The organism is Pseudomonas sp. 7SR1 (genome assembly GCF_900156465.1).
Classification (GTDB): Bacteria; Pseudomonadota; Gammaproteobacteria; order Pseudomonadales; family Pseudomonadaceae; genus Aquipseudomonas.
The window spans coordinates 1008709-1032572 of sequence record NZ_LT707064.1 but is presented as its reverse complement, the minus strand read 5'-3'; the positions used below and the strand labels follow the sequence as shown (position 1 = coordinate 1032572).

General features: G+C 61.6%; 13 protein-coding genes and 4 pseudogenes. 5 read left to right on the top strand and 12 right to left on the bottom strand.

All coding sequences use genetic code 11. The annotated features are described in order from the left end of the window. Positions 1–121: 121 nt before the first annotated feature. The 4 pseudogenes from BW992_RS27450 to BW992_RS27435 form a co-directional block, all read right to left on the bottom strand. Positions 122–595 (bottom strand): annotated as a pseudogene (locus BW992_RS27450) (methyl-accepting chemotaxis protein); the annotation flags it as partial. Between the two features lie 162 nt (positions 596–757). Next, positions 758–1387 (bottom strand): annotated as a pseudogene (locus BW992_RS27445) (PAS domain-containing protein); the annotation flags it as partial. A gap of 351 nt (positions 1388–1738) precedes the next feature. After that, positions 1739–2338 (bottom strand): annotated as a pseudogene (locus tag BW992_RS27440) (methyl-accepting chemotaxis protein); the annotation flags it as partial. A gap of 303 nt (positions 2339–2641) precedes the next feature. Further along, positions 2642–3298 (bottom strand): annotated as a pseudogene (locus BW992_RS27435) (MCP four helix bundle domain-containing protein); the annotation flags it as partial. A gap of 321 nt (positions 3299–3619) precedes the next feature. Between BW992_RS27435 and BW992_RS04760 the strand changes: the two are divergent. After that, complete coding sequence (locus BW992_RS04760) at positions 3620–3850, top strand: hypothetical protein (protein WP_072398566.1); 231 nt, start codon at positions 3620–3622, stop codon at positions 3848–3850. Next, the gene (locus BW992_RS04755) at positions 3847–4149 is read left to right on the top strand and encodes a cell division protein ZapA (RefSeq protein WP_072398565.1); all 303 of its coding nucleotides are present in this window, start codon (positions 3847–3849) and stop codon (positions 4147–4149) included. The genes BW992_RS04760 and BW992_RS04755 overlap by 4 nt, the downstream gene beginning before the upstream one ends. Positions 4150–4269: 120 nt before the next feature. Here the strand turns inward: BW992_RS04755 and BW992_RS04750 are convergent, their stop codons facing one another. Together BW992_RS04750 and putA are read right to left on the bottom strand one after the other, a co-directional pair. Next, positions 4270–6072: an acyl-CoA dehydrogenase gene (locus BW992_RS04750; RefSeq protein ID WP_072398564.1), complete on the bottom strand. Its 1803-nt coding sequence runs from the start codon at positions 6070–6072 to the stop codon at positions 4270–4272. A gap of 256 nt (positions 6073–6328) precedes the next feature. Further along, the gene (putA, locus tag BW992_RS04745) at positions 6329–10282 is read right to left on the bottom strand and encodes a trifunctional transcriptional regulator/proline dehydrogenase/L-glutamate gamma-semialdehyde dehydrogenase (protein ID WP_072398563.1); all 3954 of its coding nucleotides are present in this window, start codon (positions 10280–10282) and stop codon (positions 6329–6331) included. Between the two features lie 463 nt (positions 10283–10745). On the opposite strand from putA, the gene putP reads away from it, so the two are divergent. Next, positions 10746–12230, top strand: a complete 1485-nt coding sequence (putP, locus tag BW992_RS04740; RefSeq protein WP_072432177.1) for a sodium/proline symporter PutP — start codon at positions 10746–10748, stop codon at positions 12228–12230. A 77-nt stretch (positions 12231–12307) separates the two neighbouring features. On the opposite strand, the gene BW992_RS04735 is transcribed toward putP, so the two are convergent. After that, on the bottom strand, positions 12308–12802 hold the full coding sequence (locus tag BW992_RS04735; RefSeq protein ID WP_072398561.1) for a DUF2165 family protein: 495 nt from the start codon (positions 12800–12802) through the stop codon (positions 12308–12310). A 272-nt stretch (positions 12803–13074) separates the two neighbouring features. On the opposite strand from BW992_RS04735, the gene BW992_RS04730 reads away from it, so the two are divergent. Continuing rightward, positions 13075–13914 carry a 23S rRNA (adenine(2030)-N(6))-methyltransferase RlmJ gene (locus BW992_RS04730; protein ID WP_072398560.1) on the top strand — a complete coding sequence of 280 codons (840 nt, stop codon included), beginning with the start codon at positions 13075–13077 and terminating at the stop codon, positions 13912–13914. Positions 13915–14063: 149 nt separating this feature from the next. Here BW992_RS04730 and msrA read toward each other — a convergent pair whose 3' ends face one another. The 3 genes from msrA to BW992_RS04715 all read right to left on the bottom strand — a co-directional run bounded on the left by msrA (position 14064) and on the right by BW992_RS04715 (position 18927). Next, a complete protein-coding gene (gene msrA / locus BW992_RS04725; RefSeq protein ID WP_072458656.1) occupies positions 14064–14711 on the bottom strand; it encodes a peptide-methionine (S)-S-oxide reductase MsrA in 648 nt (215 codons plus the stop codon). Between the two features lie 112 nt (positions 14712–14823). Continuing rightward, complete coding sequence (locus tag BW992_RS04720) at positions 14824–17517, bottom strand: putative bifunctional diguanylate cyclase/phosphodiesterase (protein WP_072398559.1); 2694 nt, start codon at positions 17515–17517, stop codon at positions 14824–14826. A gap of 192 nt (positions 17518–17709) precedes the next feature. Further along, positions 17710–18927: an alkaline phosphatase D family protein gene (locus BW992_RS04715; RefSeq protein ID WP_231991103.1), complete on the bottom strand. Its 1218-nt coding sequence runs from the start codon at positions 18925–18927 to the stop codon at positions 17710–17712. 12 nt (positions 18928–18939) lie between these two features. Between BW992_RS04715 and BW992_RS27160 the strand changes: the two genes are divergently transcribed. Next, the gene (locus BW992_RS27160; protein ID WP_231991102.1) at positions 18940–19257 is read left to right on the top strand and encodes a hypothetical protein; all 318 of its coding nucleotides are present in this window, start codon (positions 18940–18942) and stop codon (positions 19255–19257) included. A gap of 168 nt (positions 19258–19425) precedes the next feature. On the opposite strand, the gene aceF is transcribed toward BW992_RS27160, so the two are convergent. Together aceF and aceE are read right to left on the bottom strand one after the other, a co-directional pair. After that, positions 19426–21066 carry a dihydrolipoyllysine-residue acetyltransferase gene (aceF, locus tag BW992_RS04710; protein ID WP_072432174.1) on the bottom strand — a complete coding sequence of 547 codons (1641 nt, stop codon included), beginning with the start codon at positions 21064–21066 and terminating at the stop codon, positions 19426–19428. An 11-nt stretch (positions 21067–21077) separates the two neighbouring features. Further along, positions 21078–23723, bottom strand: a complete 2646-nt coding sequence (gene aceE, locus BW992_RS04705) for a pyruvate dehydrogenase (acetyl-transferring), homodimeric type (protein WP_072398556.1) — start codon at positions 23721–23723, stop codon at positions 21078–21080. Between the last annotated feature and the right edge of the window lie 141 nt (positions 23724–23864).

Here is a 23864-nt window from a genome sequence, read left to right as displayed (position 1 = left end):
CCATTCTTCTGCATTCTTCGATTCTTCAGTCCCCATTCTTCATAAGCGCGGTCTGTTGTCCCAACGGAGATCCCATCCGTTGGGCGTTATGACAAAGGACACGAGCTCCCCCTGAACCCTCTCAGCCAACCCAGCCAACTGCCGTTTTCGGAATGACCTCGGACTCGTCGAGCTTGGATGCAAACATGCTCACGGCTTCGAGTGCGTCTGTCGTCCCGGTGCGGATCTGTACGATGACCGATCCGGCCTGGTCCGCCAGGGTCACGCCGCGCAGGGCGCCTTCGTGGGTGACGTTCATGCTTGCGACGGCTTCGCGGGTTTCGGAGAGGATCATGCCGATCATCTCGGCGATCTCCGCTGTCGAGCGGCTTGTACGCCCTGCCAGCTGGCGGACCTCGTCGGCCACCACTGCGAAGCCTCGACCCTGGTCTCCCGCTCGCGCGGCCTCGATGGCGGCATTGAGGGCCAACAGGTTGGTCTGGTCGGCGATGCCGCGGATGGTGTTGACGATGGCGGTGATTTCCTCGGAGCGCGATCCCAGTTGCCCGACCAGGCGCGCGGAGGCGCCGATGTTGTCGGCGATCTGACGCATTTCCTTGGCTGTCTGGTGGATAACCTCGGCACCCTGTTCGGCCACTCGTTCGGTCTCGGCGGAGATGTGGTAGGCGCGGGAGGCTCCGCGAGAGTCTTCCTCGAACTTCTCGACTCGTTCGGTGATGTCGCTTGCGAACTTCACGATCTTGCACAACTTGCCCTCGGCGTCGTAGACCGGGTTGTAGCTGGCCTCCAGCCAGACGACCTTGCCGTGCTTGCCGAGACGCTTGTATTGACCGCTGAAGAATTCCCCGGCGTTCAGGCGCCGCCAGAAATCACTATATTCCGAACTGCTTACCAGGTTTGGCTCACAGAACATCCGGTGATGTTTGCCCTGGAGTTCGGTCAAGTTGTAGTTCATGACCCTCAGGAAGTTGTCGTTCGCGGTGAGGATGTGGCCGCTGAGGTCAAATTCGATCACCGCCATGGCACGATCAAGTGCCGCCAACTTGCCGCGGATTTCCGCCTCGTTCGCGACCTTGGCAGTGACATCAAGGGCGTACTTCACCACTTTCACCACGCGGTTGTGCTCATCCACCACGGGGTTGTAGCTGGCTTCCAGCCATACGTTCTGGCCACGCCCGCTACGGCGCTGGAAGGTCCCGGAAACGAATTGACCGGCGCGCAACTGATTCCAGAATTCGCGGTACTCAGCGCTGCCCGCCAGCGCCGGGGTGCAGAAGTCCCGATGCGACAGACTGGCCAACTGCTCCGCACGGTAACCCATGGTATTGAGGAAGTTTTCGTTTGCGCGAAGCACCTTGCCGTCGGGACTGAACTCGACCACGGCCATCGACCGTTCCAAGGCACCCACAAGTCCTTTGTATGTCGTTAATTCGGCTGTCCTAGCCGTCAGTTCACTTTTTAGAATTTTGTTAAACATGACGTACCCTCGACGAACCCAGAAATGACTGGACCATGTCTCGGTATCGACTCGCTGACAGCGGAACTGAAGGGGATGGCCTAATCATGTTTCGGCGCCAAAAGGCGCCTTGTCCAATGATCCGGTTCTAAAGGTCCACAAAAAGAAGGGTTAATGCTTGCAGGTGTTGTCGCGAGGTAGCGCCAGCAATGCTCCGCGAGCCGGTGGCAGGGGCGGAGCGAGGCGAGCACTCCCGTCCGGGATGCGGGAGTGCTCGAAGGGTCAGAGGCTGAAGCGCCCCACCATGCTGTTCAGGTCCACGGCCAGGCGAGACAACTCGGCGCTGGCGGCGCTGGTCTGATTGGCGCCGGTGGCCGATTGCACCGACAGGTCGCGGATGTTCACCAGGTTGCGGTCCACTTCACGTGCCACCTGGGCCTGTTCTTCGGCGGCGCTGGCGATCACCAGGTTACGCTCGTTGATCTCCAGGATGGCCGCGTTGATGGTGTCCAGGGACATGCCGGCGCCACGCGCGATGTTGAGTGTGGACTCGGCGCGCTCGGTGCTGTTGCGCATGGAGTCCACGGCCTGTTCGGTGCCGTTCTGGATGCTGCCGATCATGCGTTCGATCTCGCTGGTCGACTGCTGGGTGCGATGGGCCAGGGCACGTACTTCGTCCGCCACCACCGCGAAACCGCGACCGGCCTCGCCGGCACGGGCCGCCTCGATGGCCGCGTTGAGCGCCAGCAGGTTGGTCTGGTCGGCCAGGCCACGGATCACATCCAGGACCTTGCCGATGTCGCGGGACTCATCGGCCAGGTTGCCGATCAGCGTGGCGGTGCTCTGCACGTCGGCGCTCATGCGCTCGATGGCGCCGACAGTCTCCTGCACCAGGTCCCGGCCGTCGCCAGCGGAGGTGGTGGCATTTTTCGAGGCTTCGGAAGTGCTGACCGCGTTGCGCGCCACTTCTTCCACGGCGCTGGTCATTTCATTGACGGCAGTGGCGGCCTGTTCGATCTCGTCGTTCTGCTGGGTCAGGCCACGGGCGCTTTCGTCGGTAACGCTGTTGAGTTCTTCGGCGGCGGAGGCCAGTTGCGTGGCCGAGCCGGAAATCCGCTGCAGGGTATCGCGCAGTTTTTCCTGCATGGTGGACATCGCCCGCAGCAGGCGACCGGCTTCGTCGCTGCCATCGACCACGATCGGCCGGGTCAGGTTGCCCTTGGCGATTTCTTCGGCGGCGTCCAGGGCGTTGGCGATCGGCCGGGTGATGCTGTTGGTCAGCAGCCAGGCGAACAGCAGGGTAAGGCCGGTGGCAACCACCAGCAGGGTGACGACCCAGTTGAACGCTGTCGAGTACTGTTGCGCCGCGCCCTGATTGAAATCATCGGCTTGCTGGTTGTTGATTTCCAGCAGGCGGCCGAGTACTGCGTTGATGGCTTCGGAGTTGTTCTGCAGTTCAGTGTTGAGCAGTGCCCGCAACTCATCGACCTGATTGTTGCGCGACAGGGTTTTCATCCGCTCTTCGAGTTGGCGGTATTGCCCCAGCAGTTGCACGTACTGGTCATAGGCCGCTCGTTCTTCGGTAGCGCTGATGAGTTTTTCGTAAGCACTCTGGGCATCGCGAATCTGCTGGTTGCGTTGCTCGAACAGCTCGAAGGTTTTCTGCTGGATATCCGGTTCGCGGTTGGTCAGCAGGCGATAGGACAATACCCGCAGGCGCAAGGTGAGCTGGGTGAATTCATTCAGGGCCTGGATGCTGGGTACGCTGTTCTGGGCGATGTTTTCGCTGGATGCGCGGATCTTGCTCATCTGGGTCAGGGCGAATACCCCGAGGGCCAGCATCAGGGCGCCGATCAGGGCAAAGCCTAGGAACGCCCGCGGCGCGATGTTCATATTACGTAGAGACATGGAATGTACCGAGAAGGCGCGCCCGTGCGGGCTGTGGCTGGTGTTAATTGCCTTATCGGACATGCGACTGAAGTCTTGAGTGGGATGGGCCCTTTTGTCGCAGCACTACCCTGGCCAGGCGACGAAGGGTAGGAACCGGACTGCCCATTCACAGTCTTTACCACTCGCGAGCGAAGTACCGCCGCCCGTAAATCGTGGCGTCGGCGGTGACTTTTCTTTATCGTACGCGCCCCCTGGAAAAGCCTGGAAATCAATATGTTGGAAACATCCCTCAGCCAACTGGAGCAACTGGTCAACGACCTGGTGCAACAGAACCGCCACCTCGCCGGCCTGAACGAAACCCTGAGTGCGGAACTTGCCAGGGCCAAGGATGAAAACGAGAGCCTGCAATTGAGCCTGATGGAACAGGAAGAACTGCACGGGGCCACTGCGGCCCGCATCCAGGCGCTCATCGAGCGCGCCAGCGCAGGTCCCGTCGGCGCATGAGGCAGGGTGCCGATGGGGTGACAGTCATCTCGATCCTGGGAGAAGACTATTCAATCAAGGCCCCGACCGGACAGGAACAGGCGCTGCTGGACGCCGCGGCGATGCTCAAGGCCGCCCTGGCCGACACGAAGCGAAAATACCCGACGCTGATCGGTGATCGCCTGCTGGTGCTGGCGGCCATGAACCTGTGTTCGCAGCAGATCGAAATGCAGAAGCAGCATCGCGCCGAGCTCGACCGTTACCAGGAGCAGGTCAGCGCCACGGTCGATGTGATCGCCAAGACGATTCAGCAGGCCTGAACCTGCGACTGGCTTGAGAAGCAGCAGGCTCGCTCCACGGTGGAACTGTGTTCACCGAGGATCAAATGCAGGAATGAGCCTGCTGGGCGATCGGTCTCCGAGCGCGCTGCAGAACTCTTCTCAGAACCACTCATCCCGCATCGTCAGGCACGTATCGTCCCGCGCCTCGAGCAGTGTCAGCTCGTGCTGGCATCCTGGTACTTCCCAGGTAAGGAAGTAGCGCGCCGCTTGTAGCTTGCCTTTGTAGAAAGCCACGTCCGCCGGGTTGCCTGCGAGCAGGCCTTGCTCGGCGCGAATGGCCTGTTCCAGCCAGCGCCAGCCGATCACCATGTGACCGAATACCTTGAGGTAAAGAGCCGAGTTGGCGAGGCTGCTGTTGACCTTGCCCTGGGCCATGTCCGTAAGCAGCCCCAGTGTGACTGTCTGCAGGCGTGCTACCAGAGCTTCCAGCGGTTGACGAAGCGCATTCAATGACTCATACGCCTGGGCGCGCTCGGTGGTATCGGCCACCAGGCGGATCAACTGCTTGAGTCCGGCGCCGCCGTTCTGTGCCAGCTTGCGGCCCAGCAGGTCCAGGGACTGGATGCCATGGGTGCCCTCGTGGATCGGGTTCAGGCGGTTGTCGCGATAATACTGCTCCACCGGATACTCCCGGGTGTAGCCGTGTCCCCCCAGAATCTGGATCGCCAGTTCATTGGCCTTCAGGCAGAACTCCGATGGCCAGGATTTGACGATCGGGGTCAGCAAGTCCAGCAATTCATGGGCTCGTCGGCGTTCGGCTTCGCTGTCGAGTGTGGTGGTGTCATCGAACAGCCGGGCCGCGTACAGGCCCAGGTCGAACGAACCTTCGACGTAGGCCTTTTGCGTCAGCAGCATGCGACGCACGTCGGCGTGCTGGATGATCGCCACGGGAGCGGTGGTCGGGTCCTTGCTGTCGGGCACCCGGCCTTGCGGACGTTCGCGGGCATATTCCAGGGAATACAGGTAGCCGGCGTAACCCAGCATCACCGCGCCCATGCCGACGCCGATCCGGGCCTCATTCATCATCTGGAACATATAGCTCAGGCCGTGGTGCGGTTTGCCCACCAGGTAAGCGATGCATTCGCCGTTGTCGCCAAAGTTCAGTGCCGTGGAAGTGGTGCCGCGCCAACCCATCTTGTGGAACAGCCCGGCCAGCAGCACATCGTTGCGCTTGCCAAGGCTGCCGTCGTCGTTGACCAGGAACTTGGGCACGATGAACAACGAGATCCCCTTGACCCCGGGTGGCGCGTCCGGCAGCTTCGCCAGGACCATGTGCACGATGTTTTCCGCCAGCGGGTGATCGCCGCCGGAAATGAAGATCTTGTTGCCCTTGAGCCGGTAGGTGCCGTCGGGTGCCGGTTCCGCACGGGTACGGATATCCGACAGCGAAGAGCCGGCGTGAGGTTCGGTGAGGGCCATGGTGCCGAAGAAGCGACCATCGATCATCGGCTGCAGGAAGCGTCGCTTCTGGGCTTCGTCGCCGAAGCTTTCGATCAGGTTCGCCGCGCCCATGGTCAGGAACGGATAGGACGTCGATGCGGCGTTGGCCGACTGGAAGTGGGCGAAGCAGGCTTGGGACAGCAGCGTCGGCAACTGCATGCCGCCAGCCTCGAAACTGCGCGCGGCATTGAGGAAACCGGCTTCGAGGAAAGCGTCCACCGCCGGTTTCACCTCGGGAATCAGGATTGCCTGGCCGTTCTCATAGCGCGGTTCGTTCTCGTCATTCTTGCGGTTGTGCGGCGCGAAATATTTCTCGGCAATGCTGCGGGCTGTGCCGATGGCTGCGTCGAAGGTTTCGCGGTTGTGTTCGGCAAACCGTTCGCGCTGGGTCAGCCCCTCGGCATCAAGGACTTCGTACAGCTCGAAAGCCAGATTGCGGGAACTGAGCAACGTCTCGGACATGGCGGCCTACCTTGTTTTGGGATGGGCCGAGTCTAGGTGTGAGGCAGGAGGGTGAACAGCAAGATTGATTTGGGTGATGGAGTGGCAGAACGCAGGGGGTGATCTGACGCGTAAAAAATGTGGGAGCGAGCTTGCTCGCGATAGCGATTTCACACACAACAAAGATGCTGGCTGTCAGGTCGCTATCGCGAGCAAGCTCGCTCCCACTGGGGCGGTGAACTGAGCATCTATTGTCGATGCTCAGCGAATGTCGCGCTTAACCGATAGTCATCAGGCTGGCGTTACCCCCCGCCGCGGCGGTGTTGACGCTCAGGGCCCGCTCGATCACCAGGCGTTCCAGCGCGATGCCGGTTTCGCCCTGGGACAGGCCATTGACGCCGACGATGGCACCGGGGCGCTTGGCTACCTGCTGGCAGACGCTGCGCAGCTGGTCCGAGTCGCCATGATGCAGGACAGCGTCGAACACCACATCATCCTTGGTCCAGTCGGCAACGCGCTGGATACGTGCCTGGATGTCCTTCGGCAAACGTGCGAACAGCGCCTTGGCGGTGTCGGTTTCCGGCCATACGGCCGAGCCACCCACGGCCAGTACCGCCGCCAGTTGCGTCAACAGGTCTCCTTCCACCTCGGCCAGGCACAGTACGTGTTCGCGCGGCAGGATGGCGTAGCTGTTGCGCTCGCCGGTCGGGCCGGTCAGTTGACGGGTGATACCGCTTTGCGACTGGGCTGCGAACTGCACGCACAACGCACTCAGTTCGGCGAGCTTCTGGCTGTCGGCCCAGGCTTTCAGGGCGTTCAGCGGTTTGCTCAGGGCATCGCGCAGGCGCAGGTCCGGCGCACTGGCGGCATCGCCACGAACGAAGGACTGCTGGATCGCATCGGCAGGACGTGTCGACAGCAGGCGGTACAGGTACAGCGGGCCACCGGCCTTGGGCCCGGTGCCCGACAGGCCTTCGCCGCCGAACGGCTGCACGCCGACCACGGCACCCACGATATTGCGGTTCACATAGACGTTGCCGGCATGGACGTTGTCGATCACCTTGGCGATGGTTTCGTCGATACGGGTGTGCACGCCCAGGGTCAGGCCATAGCCGGATGCGTTGATCTGGTCGATCAACTGATCCAGCTCCTTGCGCTTGTAGCGCACCACGTGCAGCACCGGACCGAAGATCTCCCGTTGCAGCTCGTCGAAGCTTTCCAGCTCAATGAGGGTTGGCATGACGAAGGTACCGCGCTTGCATTCCTCGCTGTCGGCGATTGCCATCTGGTACACGCTGCGACCTTTGTCGCGCATGGCCTGGATGTGCTTCTCGATGCCCGCCTTGGCTTCGGCGTCGATCACCGGGCCGATGTCCACGGACAGGCGCTCGGGGTTGCCGAGGCGCGATTCGGCCATGGCACCCTTGAGCATTTCGATGACACGGTCGGCGGAATCTTCCTGCAGGCACAGGACCCGCAGCGCCGAGCAACGCTGGCCGGCGCTATCGAAGGCCGAGGACACCACGTCGATGACCACCTGCTCGGTCAGGGCCGAGGAGTCGACGATCATGGCGTTCTGTCCGCCGGTCTCGGCGATCAGCGGGATCGGACGGCCCTGGTTGTCCAGGCGACCGGCGATGTTGCGCTGCAGCAGGCGTGCGACTTCGGTGGAACCGGTGAACATCACACCCTTGACACGATCGTCACCCACCAGGCGAGCGCCGACGGTTTCGCCGCGGCCCGGCAGCAGTTGCAGGACGCCTTCCGGAATGCCGGCTTCGAGCATCAGGCGCACGGCCTGGGCGGCCACCAGCGGCGTCTGCTCGGCGGGCTTGGCCAGTACCGGGTTGCCGGCGGCCAGGGCGGCGGCAACCTGGCCGCTGAAAATCGCCAGGGGGAAGTTCCACGGGCTGATGCAGACCACCGGGCCCAGCGGGCGATGGGCATCGTTGGTGAAGTCGTTGCGAGCCTGCACCGCGTAGTAGCGCAGGAAATCCACGGCTTCACGGACTTCGGCAATGGCGTTGGCGAAGGTCTTGCCGGCTTCGCGGGCCAGCAGGCCCATCAGGGGCTGGATCTCGCCTTCCATCAGGTCGGCGGCACGCTCCAGGATCGCGGCCCGCTCGGCCGGTGGCGTGGCCTGCCAGATCGGTGCGGCGTTGAGGGCGCACTGGATGGCATTGTCGACATCCGCCACCGTGGCTTCCTGGACGTGGCCGACCACGTCGCGGTGGTCTGCCGGGTTCAAGACGGGGGCCGGCGTTTCTTCGCTGGCGGCGCAGCCGAGCATCGGCGCGGCTTTCCAATCGTTATGGGCGGTCGCCAGCAGGGCGCAGGACAACGAGGCCAGGCGATGCTCGTTTGCCATGTCGATGCCGCTGGAGTTGGCGCGCTCGCTGCCGTACAGGTCGCGTGGCAATGGGATGCGTGGATGCGGCAGGCCGAAACCGCCTTCCAGGGTCGCCATCTGCTCGATGCTGGCCACCGGGTCGGCCACCAGTTCCTGAATCGAAATGGACTGGTCGGCGATGCGGTTGACGAACGACGTGTTGGCACCGTTCTCCAGCAGGCGGCGAACCAGATAGGCCAGCAGCGTTTCGTGGGTCCCGACCGGAGCGTACACGCGGCACGGACGGTTCAGCTTGCCTTCGGAAACCTTGCCTACGACCTGTTCGTACAGCGGTTCACCCATGCCGTGCAGGCACTGGAATTCATACTGGCCCGGGTAGTAGTTCTGACCGGCGATGTGATAAATGGCCGACAGCGTATGGGCATTGTGCGTCGCGAACTGCGGGTAGATGGCTTCCGGCACCGACAGCAGCTTGCGGGCGCAGGCAATGTAGGACACGTCGGTGTACACCTTGCGGGTATAGACCGGATAGCCTTCCAGACCTTCGACCTGGGCGCGCTTGATCTCGCTGTCCCAGTAAGCGCCTTTCACCAGGCGGATCATCAGGCGATGACGGCTGCGACGGGCCAGGTCGATCACATAGTCGATCACGTACGGGCAGCGCTTCTGATAAGCCTGGATCACGAAACCGATGCCGTTCCAGCCAGTGAGCTGCGGCTCGAAGCACAGGCGCTCCAGCAGATCCAGGGACAGTTCGAGGCGATCGGCTTCTTCGGCGTCGATGTTCAGGCCGATGTCGTATTGCTTGGCCAGCAGGGTCAGCGACAGCAGGCGCGGGTACAGCTCGTCCATCACCCGTTCGTACTGGGCACGGCTGTAACGCGGGTGCAGGGCCGAGAGCTTGATGGAAATGCCCGGGCCCTCGTAGATCCCACGACCGTGGGAGGCTTTGCCGATCGAATGGATGGCTTGTTCGTACGAGGCCAGGTACTTCTGGGCGTCATGCTCGGTGAGCGCGGCTTCGCCCAGCATGTCGTAGGAATAACGGAAGCCCTTGGATTCGAATTTGCTCGCATTGGCCAGGGCTTCGGCGATGGTTTCGCCAGTGACGAACTGTTCGCCCATCAAGCGCATCGCCATGTCGACGCCCTTGCGGATCATCGGCTCGCCGCTCTTGCCGATGATGCGGCTCAAGGAGGAGGTCAGGCCCGCTTCGTTGTGGGTGGCGACCAGCTTGCCGGTCAGCAGCAGGCCCCAGGTGGCGGCGTTGACGAACAGCGATGGACTGTTGCCCAGGTGGGGCTGCCAGTTGCCGGTGCTGATCTTGTCGCGGATCAGTGCATCGCGAGTGCCCTTGTCCGGGATGCGCAGCAGCGCCTCGGCCAGGCACATCAGCGCCACGCCTTCCTGGGACGACAGGGAGAATTCCTGCAACAGGCCCTGAACGATACCGGCACGACCACCAGCACTCTTCTGGTTACGCAGTTTTTCGGCGATTGACGCGGCAAGCTTGTTGGTGGCTTCGGCCATTTCCGCTGGCAGGCGAGCCTGCTCGATCAGCATTGGGACCACTTCCGGCTCGGGGCGACGGTAAGCGGCGGTAATGGAAGCGCGCAGCACCGATTGCGGCAGGATGCTTTCGGCGAATTCCAGGAAGCACTGGTGCGCGTGGTCGACCTGGACATCACCGGCTTCGTCACTGTCGATACGGGTCGAACCGTTCAGCTCGGTCAGGGTTGCACCACCCTCGAGTTTTTCCAGGTAATTGAAAATTGCCTGCTTGATCAGCCAGTGCGGCGTGCGATCAATCGAGGTTGCGGCCGCCTTGAGGCGTTCGCGGGTCGGGTCGTCGAGTTTGACCCCAAGGGTGGTGGTAGCCATATTTTTATCCTCATGTTTACCACGTATTGCGTGGCATCAGCTGGCGGCAAGATTAGCCTCGGGCTGTTCGAGGTGCAACCGGGTGCAACCCTTTTTTTGACGAAATATCCAGCAGCTCATCAGGAAGTAAATCCTGGGCTGCGGTCCGTTGCACCGCCTTAGTGCTTTGGCTTCTAGGCAAGGCTGGCGACTGCGCAAAAAGGGAGCAAAAAACATTGTCAGTGGTGAAAAAACCGATCAGGTGCAACTTATTTGAGCGAAACAGGTTGCACCTTATTTCACTTGTTGAATAGCATTCGCGGCCAAGGTGCAACCGGTTTGACGCCGAGTTGTATCGGCCGATGGCTTTCCTGGGGAAACATCGGTCATAAATTCGCGGGTTTGCAAATCGTCGCTACAACGTCTGCGTTGTCGGCGCTTTCAACTGCCACCGCTACATAAAAACAAAGCCAGGGCGTAACTCATGAGTGTAAGCAATCCCACCCTGATCACCTTCGTGATCTATATCGCAGCCATGGTCCTGATCGGCCTGATGGCTTATCGATCCACCAACAACCTTTCCGATTACATCCTGGGCGGTCGCAGCCTGGGTAGCGTCGTGACCGCATTGTCCGCCGGTGCCTCCGACATGAGCGGGTGGCTGTTGATGGGCCTGCCAGGTGCCATCTACATGTCCGGCCTGTCGGAAAGCTGGATCGCCATCGGCCTGATCGTCGGTGCCTACCTGAACTGGCTGTTCGTAGCCGGTCGCCTGCGGGTCCAGACCGAGCATAACGGCGACGCGCTGACCCTGCCGGACTACTTCTCCAGCCGTTTCGAAGACAAGAGCGGTCTGCTGCGCATCATCTCTGCGGTGGTGATCCTGGTGTTCTTCACCATTTACTGCGCCTCCGGCATCGTGGCCGGTGCCCGTCTGTTCGAAAGCACCTTCGGCATGTCCTACGAGACTGCGCTGTGGGCCGGTGCCGCCGCGACCATCGCCTACACTTTCGTGGGCGGCTTCCTGGCCGTGAGCTGGACCGATACGGTGCAGGCCACCCTGATGATTTTCGCGCTGATCCTGACGCCGATCATCGTGCTGCTGGCTACCGGCGGCGTGGACACCACCTTCCTGGCTATCGAAGCGAAGGATCCTTCGTCCTTCGACATGCTGAAGAACACCACCTTCATCGGCGTGATTTCGCTGATGGGCTGGGGCCTGGGTTACTTTGGCCAGCCACATATCCTGGCGCGCTTCATGGCTGCCGACTCGGTCAAGTCCATCGCCAGTGCCCGTCGCATCTCCATGACCTGGATGATCCTGTGCCTGGGCGGTACCGTTGCCGTCGGTTTCTTCGGTATCGCGTACTTCTCGGCGCATCCTGAAGTGGCCGGTCCAGTGACCGAAAACCACGAGCGCGTGTTCATCGAACTGGCCAAGCTGCTGTTCAACCCATGGATTGCCGGCGTGCTGCTGTCGGCCATCCTGGCGGCCGTGATGAGCACCCTGAGCTGCCAGTTGCTGGTGTGCTCCAGCGCCCTGACCGAAGACTTCTACAAGACGTTCCTGCGCAAGAGCGCTTCCCAGCTGGAACTGGTCTGGGTCGGCCGCGCCATGGTGCTGCTGGTGGCTCTGGTGGCCATCGCCCTGGCCGCCAACCCGGAAAACCGCGTACTGGGCCTGGTGAGCTACGCTTGGGCCGGTTTCGGTGCGGCTTTCGGTCCCGTGGTCCTGATTTCGGTGATCTGGAAAGGCATGACTCGTAACGGCGCGTTGGCCGGTATCCTGGTGGGTGCAATCACCGTGATTGTGTGGAAGCACTTCGAGCTGCTGGGCCTGTACGAAATCATCCCGGGCTTTATCTTCGCCAGCCTGGCGATCTACATCGTCAGCAAGATGGGCTCGCCTACCGCCGGTATGGTGCAGCGCTTCGAAGCGGCTGAAAAAGATTTCCGCCTGAACCAGTGATGCGCTCGGCGAGGCCTGGTTGGCTCGCTTGATCGATCCGAAACGGCCCGTCTCCAGTGGAGGCGGGCCGTTTTTTTTCAGCTCGGATCGGCATCGGGCTGGTTGAGGAAGATCAGCACTCCCAGTATCGCCATGTAGAACCTGAAGGCGGCGTCCTGGCCGTTCCAGATTTGCGATTGCCACATCAGGAACCACTCGCCACCCACCACCATGAAGCCAAAGAACCAGACGAGGAAGCCTGCCGTCAGGCCGCCGATGGCCCATCGCTTGGCCTGGGTGAAAACCGGGCCGTCGGCGTTGCGCGCCTGCCACAGTTTCAAGGCGCCGTAGCCCAGCAGCCCGGCGGTGATCGCTTCGCCGAGGATGATCAACCAGTAGGCGCCATGCCATAGCCAAGGCTGGACAATGGCGCGGTAGCGGGCGGCATTGTCAGGGAAGGTGGTGTCCATACTCAGTACGTGCTGGACGAAGTTGAAGTTGGAGCGGTAGTCCGTGAGGTTGTTGAACACGGTCAGGAAGGCGAATGCGGCGAGAGCCAGGGTCATTGCGATTTTCGAATAGCGGGTTGTCATGCGGTGCATCCTTTGCTTTTTGCGACGCTGGAAACGTTATCACGCTCCGATGCAGTCCCGAGGCCCGCCATGTTGTAAGACGCGGCCGATTCCGCCGTGTGACGAGAACGTGTCCGGACATACGCATTTTCTTGGGGCCCACGTTCCTGTTCGTGGTTACAGAGGGCCGTTTTGCTGACGGCGGGCGCTGACCCAGGTACATCCACTCGGCTGCGAACGCCTGACGTCCGGCACGCTTCAAGGTAAACTCGTCGCCCTTCGCAGGAGCCGCCATGAATTATCGCCACGCCTTCCACGCCGGCAATCACGCCGATGTGTTCAAACACCTGACCTTGACCCGCCTGATTGCCCTCATGTCGCGCAAGGAGCAGCCGTTCGCCTACCTCGATACCCATGCGGGCATCGGGCTGTACGACTTGCAGGGCGACCAGGCCAATCGGACCGGCGAGTACCTGGAAGGCATCGCGCGGTTGTGGGGCCAGGACGACCTGCCGGCGCTGACCGCCGACTACATGAAGGTGCTGCACGAGATGAATCCGGACGGGCAGTTGCGCTACTACCCCGGTTCGCCGGAACTGGCGCGGCGCCTGACCCGGCCGCAGGATCGGGTGTTGCTCAACGAGAAGCACCCCGAAGACGGCGTGCTGCTCAAGGACAACATGAAGGGCGACCGTCGCGTGGCGGTGCACCTGGGGGAGGGCTGGCATGTACCCCGGGCGCTGCTGCCGGTGGCGGAGAAACGTGGCCTGATGCTGATCGATCCGCCCTTCGAGCAGCTTGACGAGATGCAGCGCTGCGCCGCGTCCCTCAAGGAGGCCATCGGCCGGATGCGCCAGACGGTGGCCGCGATCTGGTACCCGGTAAAGGACCAGCGCATGCTGCGCCGTTTCTACCAGGATCTGGCCGGCACCGGCGCGCCCAAGCTGTTGCGGGTGGAGTTGCTGGTGCATCCGTTGGCCACGCCCAACAGCCTGAACGGTTCCGGCCTGGCGATTGCCAACCCGCCCTGGGGGCTGGAAGAGGAGTTGCGTGAGCTGTTGCCCTGGTTGTCGAAGAAGCTTGGGCAGACCCAGGGTGGCTGGCAGATGGATTGGTTGATCGCTGAAAGCTGATCGCTGGCCAGCTGTATTGATACTGTCTGAAGGATAGCTTCGCGAGCAAGCTCGCTCTCACAGTGGGGCGCAGGTGTACGCAGCAGTTGCATACATCACCAGACCCTCTGGGAGCGAGCCTGCTCGCGTTGTCTTGCAAGGCTCCGGGGTCAGATCGGGCAGGTCACGCCCGTACCGCCGATTCCGCAATAGCCTTCAGGATTCTTCGCCAGATATTGCTGGTGATAGGCCTCGGCAAAGTAGAACGTCGGCGCTTCGTCGATTTCGGTGGTGATTTCCCCAAGGCCGGCCTTGCTCAGTTCGGCCTGGAACACTTCCTTGCTCTTCTTCGCCGCTTCCAGCTGCTCGGGGGTGGTGCAGTAGATCACCGAGCGATACTGGGTACCGATGTCGTTACCCTGGCGCATCCCCTGGGTCGGGTTATGCAGTTCCCAGAACATCGCCAGCAGTTGTTGGTAGCTGACCTTCTCCGGCTCGTAGACCACCAGCACCACTTCGCTGTGACCGGTCAGGCCCGAGCAGACCTCTTCGTAGGTCGGGTTTGGCGTAAAACCACCGGCATAGCCCACCGCCGTGCTGACCACGCCTTCGCGCTGCCAGAACCTGCGTTCGGCACCCCAGAAGCAACCCAGGCCGAAGATCGCGAAATCCACATTGGTTACGAATGGGCCCAGCAATGGCGCGTCGAGGACGAAGTGTTTTTCCGGCACGGCCATTGGGGTTTCACGGCCAGGGAGAGCTTGATCAGGAGTAGGAAGCACGTTTTTGTTCACCAGGATTTCCGAGCGCAAGACCATCATCAGTCCTCTCAGTCAGATTGAGTTGAGCGAAATAGACCGTCAGTGTGCCCAATGCCGATGGGTTAAGAAAGACGCAACTGCTGCGAGGGGGCTCTATCGCTTGTCGCAGTCAGACGAGTGGACCGCGGGGATAGCGCTTGAGCTTCTCCACCAGTTCCGCACCGGGGATCGGCCGGTCGAACAGGTAGCCTTGGCCCACATCGCAGCGATGACGGCGCAGGAACGCCAGTTGCTGGGCGCTCTCGATGCCCTCGGCCACGACCTTGAGCTTCAGGTTGTGGGCCATGGCGATCACTGCCGAAGTGATTTCCATGTCGTCCTGGTTGTCGGGAATCTCATGGATGAAGCTGCGATCGATCTTGATGATGTCGATGGGGAATTTCTTCAGGTAGCTCAGGGACGAATAACCGGTACCGAAATCGTCCATGGCCAGGGTCAGGCCAAGCCGCTTGAGCTGGTCGAGCTGCTGGTGGGTGTCTTCGGTGGCCTCCAGCAGCAAACCTTCGGTCAGTTCCAGCTCCAGGAGGTGGGCGGGCAGTTGCTCTTCCTTGAGGATGCTGGCGATCGAGGCCACCAGGTCAGGATCGGAGAACTGCTTGGGCGACAGGTTGATCGCCACCTGCAGGTTGCCCAGCCCGGAGGCGGTCAACTGCTTGCTCATGCGGCAGGCCTGGCGGGCGATCCACTTGCCGATGGGGATGATCAGGCCGGTTTCCTCGGCCACGCTGATGAACTGGTCCGGACGGATCATGCCCTTTTCCGGATGGTTCCAGCGCAGCAGCGCCTCCATGCCCAGCAACCTGCCGCTGCGCAGGCACAGCTTGGGCTGGTAGAACACATCCAGCTCGTTCTGGGTCAGGGCGCGGCGCAGGTTGTTTTCCACGAACAGCTTGTAGCTGGCCTCTGCATTCAGTGCCTCGGTGAACACCTGGACCTGGTGCTTGCCGTTGGCCTTGGCCTTGTGCAGGGCAAGTCCGGCGTTACGCATGAGGGTCTGGGGGTCGCGGCCGTGCAGCGGCGCGCAGGCCAGGCCCACGGAGCCGGTCACGCTGATCAACTGGTTGTCGACGAACATCGGCTTGTCGAGGGTCATCAGCAATTGGCTGGCGACTTGCTGGCCGGCCTCCAGGTCGGTGTCGTCCAGCAGCACGGCGAACTCGTTGCTGGCGAACCTTGCCAGGCTGCCGCTGGGGCTCAGGCTGTTGCGCAGGCGTCGTGCCAGGCTGATCAGCAGTTTGTCGCCGGTCTGATGGCCGAGGCTGTCGTTGATGCGCTTGAAATTATCGATGTCCACCAGCAGCAGGCTGATGGGCGAATCGCTGTCCCGGGCGAAGCGTTCATCCAGGTTGCGAATGAACGCCGGGCGGTTGCCCAGGTTGGTCAGGTTGTCGGTGTAGGCCAGGCGTTCGATGCGCTGCTGGGCCAATTTGGCCTGGGTGATGTCTTCGTAGATGCCGATGTAGTGGGTCAGTTCGCGGTTATCGCCATAGACCTTGGAGATCGACAACTGGCCCCAGTACGGTTCCAGGTTCTTGCGTCGGCTCTTGAACTCGCCCTGCCAGCTGTTGCTCTGTGCCAGGGCCGAGGGCGCATCGAACAGCAGTTCGCTGAGGTTCTCCAGGGCCGGCAGTTCTGACAGGCGCTGGCCGTGGACTTCTTCGGTGGTGTACTGGGTGATGGCGGTGAAGCTGGGGTTGACGTATTCCACCACGCCATCGCAGTTGACCAGCAGGAACGCGTTGGCGCTTTGCTCCACGGCACGCTGGAACAAGTGCAGGGCGCTGGTGGCGATGCGGCGGTTGTGATTGTTGATCACCTGGGCGAATTGGTCCGCCAGTTCACCGGCAAAGGCGATTTCGTCCGACTGCCAGGCGCGGGTAGCGCCCACCTGTTCCAGGCACAGCACGCCCACCACCTGGCCATCGATGCGCACGCTGGCGTCGAGTATGGCGTTGACGTTGCGTGAGCGCAGGTTCTCGGCCATCTCCCGGGTCCGCGGGTCGCGGGTCGCATTATGGGCGTCGATGGCGCGACAGGTCTGCAAGGCCTCCATGTAATCGGGATACTCGCTGGCATCGATCACATCCGGGCGAAAGTATTCCTGGGTGGCGCGGTTATAGGCCGAGATGGGCACCAGCTTGCCATCTTCCAGGTTCCAGATGCTGGCGCAGTCGATCTGGTAAATGTCGCAGGCGCTGCGGGTAATGAGTTCGGCGGCTTCCAGCAGGGAGTTGTTGGCGCTGTAGCGTTGGCGGGTCAGCAGCAGGATCAGATCCTGCTGTGCACGCACCCGGTCCAGGTGCTGGAGCTGTTCCTGCTGGGCGCGCTGGTTCAGCTCCAGAGCGATCTGCAGGCGCGAGTTCTGGGTTTCCAGGTCCAGGGACGGCGTAGACGGCTCGCTTTGCAGCAGGCTGTCCACCGCCATCAGGTAGCCGCGCAGCAGGTGGCGGTTGTGTTGCTTGTAGGACTCTCCCATTTCCAGCAGGTTCATGGGGCCCTTGGCAGTGTGCAGCGTGTAGCGAACCTGGTAATGCGGGGCCTGGGCCAGTTGCTGCTGGATCGCATCGTGCAGCTGATAGCGTGCTTCGGGCTCCATCAGGCTGGCATAAGGCGAACTGACCAGCGAGCAGAGCTCCACAGCCGGCACGCCGAAGTAGCGTTCGCAATTGGGATCGAGAAACAACAGCGCCCAGCTCGCTTCATTCAGCCGTTCGAAACGCAGCATACCGAGCCGCGAGGGCACCGGTAATTGCGTCACTACCTCGGCCGCCATACGGCTGGCGGCATCGGGTTGGCTTTTCATGGGAAAACTCGCTTCGAAAATGCTGATCGCGCCGGGCTGACGCCCTCGTTCTCAAGGATTGCCGCAAGGTTGCATCATTGCGACACTGGCTGACAAGAGAGATGAAGGCCAAGTGCTATAAACCTTATCGGCCGATCGGCGGATTTCTCCAGTCCCCAGCCGATCAGAGGGCTCGGCCAGGGCGACCGTTTGTCAGCGCAACGGGATTTCGACTACTTCCAGCGGGCGGCCGTCACAGTCGTGAAACGTCACGCGGACGCTCTGGGCCGTGACTTGCAAGTGGGCGAAGTTGTCCTGACCGATCACGGGGCTGGTCAGTTCATAGCGGTAGTCCCCTTTTTCGCTCCGGACCATGGGGCTTTCGAAAATAAAATCCGAGGCCGTGGCGTATGGCAGCAGTTCGCTGTTGAAAAACGGCGAGGAAACGATGGTGTGGACTTCGAAGTCGGCATCCTCGCTATGGCCCAGGCGACTGGTCATGGAGCCGTGAACGTCGCCGGACACGAAAATCACGTTCTGGATCCTGTGCTGGCGGATGCTTTCCAGCAGCCGCAGGCGCTGCTGCGGGAAAGCTTGCCAGGCATCGCCATCGTTACGCTTGCTGTCCGGGTAGAACAGGACGCTGGTCACGATGAATTTGACCCGGGCGGTGCTGTTGACGAGCCATTGGAGCAGCGACCGTTCCTGCCTTGCATCCAGGATGCGTCGATCATCCGGCGACAGATTGCGCTCGGTCCGGCTATCCGTGACAAACCATTCGATATCCCCGTGAGCCAATGTATACCAGTACTGCTGCAGCGGTCGGCTCAAGGTTCCGGCGCTCGACAGTTCATGGGCCGGACTGTGGCTGGCCTGATACAGTTGATAGGCGCTCATGGCGTTCGCATACAGGATTTCATCGTTGAGTTGTTTGTTGGCGGGCCAGTTATCCTCGATCTCATGATCGTCGAGGATCATGTACGTCGGCACGCCGGACATCAACTTGCCGATATGAGGCTGGGAAAAGACAGTGCGATATTTGAACAGGATGTCCTTGTAGGTTCGATCCGGCGCCACGATGTTCAAGTCGTCGAGATACACCTGGTCCCCCGTCATCAGGAGGCCGCGGATCGGTGGGTCGGCCTGGTCCACGATACGCTGGATGCCGGCGAAGGTCCGGTCCCCCCGTTCTGGCGCCCTCGGGATGCCGGCGGTGATCCGTAGATAACGGCATGAACCCACGATATAGGCGTACGCAGCATCGCGCGCGCGGGGCAGGGTGCGCAGGCAATAGATAGCCTGGGGCCACTGCAGTGGCGGTTCCTGAAGCGTTCCCAGGGGCTGGCTCGGGTTTGCATGGACAAACCAGCCTGCTTGATATTGGTAGCGGCTGTCGGCCTGGAGTCCTGTCAACACAATGACATCGGACATATCGCGGTGGGCATGCAACTGGACGAAATGGCCGTCAGACCATGTTGTCTCACCCTGGCGCCTGTAACGCAGGCCGGCGAATACCGGATTGTTTTGATTGCCATGGTTGCCGCGCAGGAATATGCGCGCGTGGTCGGTTGTCGTGTGGCCAATTATGGGGCCCACGGTGGGTTTGAACATATTCGAATCCATTCGAAAGCAATGCTTGATCAACTGTGTGAGTACAAACGTTCGGTTGTTTTTGCACGGGCCATGCTAAAGCCTGACGGGGCATGGCTATTCAACGGGAGGGGGACAGAAGTTGTCGGCAATGATCAACAGGTTGTGTAGTCATTGATGGTTTGCGCGGTAGGAAAGTTGACGGCGGCGTTTCCTATAGCGCTGTCGACGACGTATGGCGGGCAAAAAAAGCCCCGCCAACTGGGCGGGGTTGAGGTACGAGCGTGGCGCTCGGAAACAGCGGCCTGGATGGCCCTCCGATGAAGGAGGGCCGTCCGATTACAGCAGGATGGTACGGATGTCGCCCAGCAGGTCGCTCAGGCGCTTGGTGAAGCGTGCAGCGGCGGCGCCGTTGATCACACGGTGATCGTAGGACAGCGACAGTGGCAGCATCAGCTTCGGCTGGAAGGCCTTGCCGTCCCAGACCGGCTGGATGGTGGCCTTGGAAACACCCAGGATCGCCACTTCCGGCGCGTTGACGATCGGCGTGAAGCCGGTACCGCCAATGTGGCCGAGGCTGGAGATGGTGAAGCAGGCGCCCTGCATGTCGTCGGCGGTGAGCTTCTTGTTCCGGGCCTTGTCGGCCAGGGCAGCGGCTTCGCCGGCCAGTTGCAGCAGGCTCTTCTGGTCGACGTTGCGGATGACCGGTACCAGCAGGCCTTCCGGGGTGTCGACGGCAAAGCCGATGTGCACGTACTTCTTGCGGATCACAGCCTTGCCGCTTGGGGCCAGGGAGCTGTTGAAGTCCGGCAGTTCCTTGAGCAGGTGTGCGCACGCCTTGAGCAACAACGGCAACACGGTCAGCTTCACGCCGGCCTTTTCCGCCACGGCTTTCTGCGCGACGCGGAAAGCTTCCAGCTCGGTGATGTCGGCCTGGTCGAACTGCGTCACGTGCGGGATGTTCAGCCAGCTGCGATGCAGGCTCGACGCGCCGATCTGCATCAGGCGAGTCATGGCCACTTCTTCGGTTTCGCCGAAACGGCTGAAATCCACCGCCGGGATCGGCGGGATGCCCGCGCCACCGGTGGCGCCTTCGGCCGGTGCGTTCTTGGCCTTCTGCATCATGGCCTTGACGTAGGCTTGCACGTCTTCCTTGAGCACACGACCGTGCGGCCCGCTCGGGCCAACGGCCGACAGCTCGACACCGAATTCACGGGCCAACTGACGCACCGCCGGGCCGGCGTGCACCTTGGCACCGCTTGGCGCAGGCGCGGCGGCGACAGGGGCAGGCGCTGCTTCGGCCTTGGCGGCAGGCGCGGCGGCTGGCGCTGGAGCTGCTTCAGCCTTGGCGGCGGGTGCAGCGGCCGAGGCAGGCGCGGCAGGTGCCGAGGCACCCGCTACTTTCAGCTTCAGGATCAGGTCGCCGGTGCCGACTTCGTCTTCCAGCTTGATCTCGACGCTCTCCACCACACCGGCAGCCGGCGATGGGATCTCCATGCTGGCCTTGTCGGATTCCAGGGTGATCAGCGACTGGTCGGCTTCGACGGTATCGCCGGCCTTGACCAGCACTTCGATGATCTTGGCCTTGCCCGACGAACCAATGTCCGGAACATGAATGTCCTGGACAGTGGCGGCGGCCGGCGCAGCGGCCGGAGCAGGCGCTGCTTCGGCAGCCGGGGCCGCAGCGGGCTTTTCAGCCGCCGCAGGCGCTGGCGCAGGGGCAGCCGCTTCAGGCGCCGCAGCGGCGCCCTCGACTTCCAGCTCCAGCAGTTCGTCGCCTTCTTTCAGGCGATCGCCCAGCTTCACCTTCAGGCTCTTGATCACACCGGCCTTCGGCGCAGGCACTTCCATGCTGGCCTTGTCCGATTCAAGCGTCAGGATGCTCTGGTCGGCTTCGATACGGTCGCCTACCTTCACAAACAGTTCGATTACTTCACCTTCACCGCTGCCGATGTCAGGTACGCGAATGAGTTCGCTCACGAAAATTCTCCTCAGCAGTCCAGTGGGTTGCGTTTTTCCGGATCGATGCCGAACTTGACGATGGCCTCGGCCACCACCTTGGGTTCGATATCGCCACGGTCAGCCAGGGCTTCCAGGGCTGCCAACACAACGAACTTACGATCGACTTCGAAGAAGTGACGCAGCTTCTTGCGGCTGTCGCTACGGCCGAAACCGTCGGTGCCCAGCACCTTGAATTCCTTGGAAGGAACCCACTGGCGGATCTGCTCGGCGAACAGCTTCATGTAGTCGGTAGAGGCGATGACCGGACCTTTGCGACCGTTCAGGCATTCTTCGACGTAGCTCAGCTTTGGCTTCTGGCCAGGGTGCAGGCGGTTGCTGCGCTCTACGGCCAGGCCGTCGCGACGCAGTTCGTTGAAGCTGGTGACGCTCCACACGTCGGCACCGACGTTGAATTCTTCACGCAGGATCTTCGCCGCTTCACGCACTTCGCGCAGGATGGTGCCGGAGCCCATCAACTGGACGTGGTGCGCCGCTTCGCGGGTGTCTTCCTCGAGCAGGTACATGCCCTTGACGATGCCTTCCTCGACACCGGCCGGCATGGCTGGCTGCTGGTAGGACTCGTTCATCACGGTGATGTAGTAGAAGACGTCCTGTTGCTCTTCGGTCATCTTCTTCATGCCGTCCTGGATGATCACCGCCAGCTCGTAGCCATAGGTCGGATCATAGGTGCGGCAGTTCGGGATGGTACCGGCCAGCATGTGGCTGTGACCGTCTTCGTGCTGCAGGCCTTCGCCGTTCAGCGTGGTGCGGCCGGCGGTACCGCCGATCAGGAAGCCACGGGTGCGGCTGTCGCCAGCGGCCCAGGCCAGGTCGCCGATGCGCTGGAAGCCGAACATCGAGTAGAAGATGTAGAACGGCAGCATCGGCTGGTTGTGGCTGGAGTACGAAGTACCGGCGGCAATGAAGGAGCTCATGGCGCCCGCTTCGTTGATGCCTTCCTCCAGGATCTGGCCCTTCTTGTCTTCGCGGTAGAACATCACCTGGTCTTTATCGACTGGCTCGTAGAGCTGGCCGACGGACGAGTAGATGCCCAGCTGGCGGAACATGCCTTCCATGCCGAAGGTACGGGCTTCGTCCGGGATGATCGGAACGATGCGCGGGCCGATTTCCTTGTCCTTGACCAGTTGCGCGAGGATTCGCACGAAGGCCATGGTGGTGGAGATTTCACGGTCGCCCGAACCGTCCAGGATAGCCTTGAGGGTTTCCAGTGGCGGCGTCGGGACGCTGAAGCTCTTGGCGCGACGCTGTGGTACGAAACCGCCCAGCGCGGCACGGCGCTCGGCCAGGTAACGGGCTTCGGCGCTGCCTTCTTCGGGCTTGAAGAACGGCAGGTTTTCCAGCTCGCTGTCCTTGACCGGAATGTCGAAGCGGTCGCGGAACAACTTCAGGCTGTCGACATCGACTTTCTTGGTGTTGTGCGCGGTGTTCTTCGCTTCGCCGGCACCTGTGCCATAACCCTTGATGGTCTTGGCAAGGATGACGGTCGGCTGTTCTTTGTGATTGACCGCCTGGTGGTACGCCGCGTAGACCTTGTACGGGTCGTGGCCGCCACGGTTGAGCTTCCAGATTTCGTCGTCGGACAGGTCGGCGACCATGGCCTTGAGCTCAGGCGTGTTGAAGAAGTGCTCGCGGACGAACGCGCCGTCCTTGGCCTTGTAGTTCTGGTATTCGCCGTCGATGACTTCGTCCATGCGACGCTGCAGGATGCCGTCGACGTCCTTGGCCAGCAATGGGTCCCAGAAACGGCCCCAGATAACCTTGTTGACGTTCCACTGGGCGCCACGGAACACGCCTTCGAGTTCCTGGATGATCTTGCCGTTGCCGCGAACCGGGCCGTCGAGGCGCTGCAGGTTGCAGTTGATGACGAAGATCAGGTTGTCCAGCTTCTCGCGGCCGGCCAGGGAGATCGCGCCGAGGGATTCCGGCTCGTCGCACTCGCCGTCGCCCATGAAGCACCAGACCTTCTGCTTGCCTGGCTGGATGAAGCCACGGGCTTCCAGGTACTTCATGAAACGTGCCTGGTAGATCGCCTGGATCGGGCCCAGGCCCATGGAAACGGTCGGGAACTGCCAGAAATCAGGCATCAGCCAAGGGTGCGGGTAGGAGGACAGGCCGTTGCCGTCCACTTCCTGGCGGAAGTTGTTCATCTGGTCTTCGGAGATGCGGCCTTCCATGAACGCACGGGCGTAGACGCCTGGCGATGCGTGACCCTGGAAGTAGATCAGGTCGCCGCCGTGTTCGTCGGTCGGGGCCTGGAAGAAGTAGTTGAAGCCGATGTCGTACAGCGTCGCGCTGGAGGCGAAGCTGGAGATGTGACCGCCCAGGTCGGAATCCTTCAGGTTGGTACGCATCACCATGGCCAATGCGTTCCAACGTACCAACGAGCGAATGCGGCGTTCCATGAACAGGTCGCCAGGCATGCGTGCTTCGTGGGTAACGGGGATGGTGTTGCGGTATGGCGTGGTGATGGCGTAGGGCAGTTGCGAACCGCTGCGGGTCGCGAGTTCGCCCATGCGGGTCATCAGATAATGAGCGCGGTCTTCGCCTTCTTTGTCGAGAACCGATTCCAGGGCGTCCAGCCATTCCTGGGTTTCGACGGGATCGAGGTCTTGCATGGCTTGCTCCAGGGCGGAAAGGCTACCAGAATCGGTTGCCTGAGTTTGCGACTGGCCTTGTGGGCAGACGATATAAATTCTTGGATTGCCGAAGGTTGTTTCGGCGGCGTGTAGTTTTACTACAAATCGTCGACCGTTTCA